2 protein-coding genes and 1 pseudogene are annotated in these 2,085 nt (G+C 64.7%); 2 read left to right on the top strand and 1 reads right to left on the bottom strand.

All coding sequences use genetic code 11. From position 1 onward, the window contains the following. Positions 1-165: 165 nt before the first annotated feature. Complete coding sequence (locus J8J14_RS24635; protein ID WP_209382183.1) at positions 166-345, top strand: hypothetical protein; 180 nt, start codon at positions 166-168, stop codon at positions 343-345. Between the two features lie 283 nt (positions 346-628). Here the strand turns inward: J8J14_RS24635 and J8J14_RS24630 are convergent, their stop codons facing one another. Continuing rightward, complete coding sequence (locus J8J14_RS24630) at positions 629-1,339, bottom strand: IS6 family transposase (RefSeq protein ID WP_209382182.1); 711 nt, start codon at positions 1,337-1,339, stop codon at positions 629-631. A 59-nt stretch (positions 1,340-1,398) separates the two neighbouring features. On the opposite strand from J8J14_RS24630, the pseudogene J8J14_RS24625 reads away from it, so the two are divergent. Then, positions 1,399-1,938, top strand: a pseudogene (locus J8J14_RS24625) (integrase core domain-containing protein); the annotation flags it as partial. Between the last annotated feature and the right edge of the window lie 147 nt (positions 1,939-2,085).

Below are 2,085 nucleotides of genomic sequence, written 5' to 3'. Positions count from 1 at the left end.
GCTTCGGGCTCGGGGCAGCTGACTTCTGGCTCATGTCCCACTCCTTGGGGTCACGATGAACCGGAAATCCTCCACTCCTCAACCAACCCCGCCTGTCTCAGGAGACCTGACGGCAGACAGGGCCTCGCCGCGCCCCAGGCCACGCCGGCCCCGCTGCTCGAGCGGATGGCGAAGGCCGTGCATGCCGTGGTGACGGACCCCGCCTATCGCGACCGCGTCCTTACCCCGCAAGCCTATCGTGGCGTGGGCAACAGTCCGGAGGCCTTCACCACGATCATCGAGGAGGAGCGGCGGAAGGGCGCCGAGATGGTCAGGCTCTCCGGTGTCCGCCCTGTGACACCATAGGCCGGAAAAGGGCAGGCGCCTTGCGGCCAGGTGAGGGGCCGCCCTGCTAAGGCTGTCCTCGACGAAATACAGCGGCTCACCTCGGCGTGGTAAGGAATGGCCACCGCCAGCGCTGGCCGGGCTCGCGTGGGCGGTGCCGCACTTCAGCACCCTCTCGCACCGGCATCAGGCGCTGGCGGCCAGCCCCTTTTGCCCATGCCCGCCGGCGCATGCCGGCTAGGAGCATTGCCAAGTTGTTCTAGCAGCGGTCGCGCTGGACCGAGTGACGCGGCGGCTTGCGCGTTCACACCGCCGCTCGGGCGCACGTTTCCTGCCGCCAGATCCGGAAGGCCTCGGCGCGGGCACGCTGGTGCTGAGCGGCAGTCATCAGGTGCCGCCGCGGGCGGAAGTGACCGTAGATCATGCTGTGCGCCGACAGGAACCGCTGGGCTTGTTTGGGTGACTTGAACCGCTGCATCTGCCGCTCTCGGCGCCGGGTAGGCCGATGGGAGTTCTCGGCTCGGTTGTTGAGATAGCGGCTGGTCCGGTGCCGCACGTCGGGTAGGACCTCGCGCTTCGCCGCCCCATAGCTTCGCAGGCCATCCGTGACGATGCGCTTCGGCTTGTATTTCAGACCGGCCAACAGGCGCTTGAAGAACCGCTTGGCGGCACTTCCGTTCCGCCGGCCCTGAACGAGGATGTCCAGCACCACGCCGTGCTGGTCCACTGCTCGCCAGAGGTAATGCAGCACGCCATTGATGCGCAGGAACACCTTATCCAAGTGCCAGGTGTCGCCCGGCTTGGGCCGGCCCCGCCGAAGCTTGGCCGCGAATTCCGCACCGAACTTGCGGCACCAGCTCCGGATGCTCTCGTGTGTTACAGTGATGCCCCGCTCCGCCAGGATCAGCTCCACGTCCCGCAGGCTCAAACTGAACACGTGATAGAGCCAGACCGCGTGGCTGATGATCTCTGCCGGAAAGCGGTGCCCAGGGTAGGTGGCAGGGTCTGACGTCATCTCGTCAGACTGCCCCGACTTGGGCGGCCCGGCCACTGACCATCAAATTGCCAATGCCCTTCGTCGCCATCGACAGGACCTCGAAGTTTGCCTTCGCCGAACTGCACGAGAAGGCCACGCGCCGCATCGCCAGCAACTTCCTACGCGCCCTTGCCGCGGCCGTTCCCTACAAGATCCATACCGTGCTCACCGACAACGGCACGCACTTCACCGAGCCTGGCGGCGATGGTTGGACGCCCGAGGACATCCGGCAAATGATGGCCCAGAACAAGCCGTTCCTCTGTTACGCCTTCGAGTTCGCCTGCGCCGAGCTGAATGTCGAGCACAGGCTGACCAAGCCTCGGCACCCATGGACGAATGGGCAGGTCGAACGGATGAACCGCACCATCAAGGACGCGACCGTCAAGCGGTTCTACTACGAGAGCCACGACCAGCTCCGCCAGCACCTCAACGACTTCGTCGCCGCCTACGATTTCGTCCGCCGGCTGAAGACCCTACGGGGTCTCACGCCCTACGAGGCCATCTGCAAAGCCTGGACGGAAGAGCCCTCCAGGTTCATCCAGGACCCGCACCACCAAATCCCGGGACCAAACACCTAGTGGTCCGGATCATACTAGTCGCCCGGAGATACACTACGTATCCCAACGTTGCCGAGGTGGAAGGCTTCACGAAGGCCTAGACACAGGAATCGCGGTGAATCAGTGTCTTGGGATGATGTTTTCGTCTCGTTCCCTATCGTGATCCGC

Origin of the sequence: Pararoseomonas baculiformis, assembly GCF_017813395.1 — a bacterium.
GTDB classification, from domain to species: Bacteria; Pseudomonadota; Alphaproteobacteria; order Acetobacterales; family Acetobacteraceae; genus Roseomonas; species Roseomonas baculiformis.
Note: the sequence above shows the minus strand (reverse complement) of the source record. Positions and strands in the feature narration are given on the sequence as shown.

What these genes read in the sequence shown, in the direction of transcription:
- J8J14_RS24635 (WP_209382183.1), top strand. Translation starts at nt 166, where the DNA reads ATGGCGAAGGCCGTGCATGCCGTGGTGACGGACCCCGCCTATCGCGAC.
- J8J14_RS24630 (WP_209382182.1), bottom strand. Translation starts at nt 1,339, where the DNA reads ATGACGTCAGACCCTGCCACCTACCCTGGGCACCGCTTTCCGGCAGAG.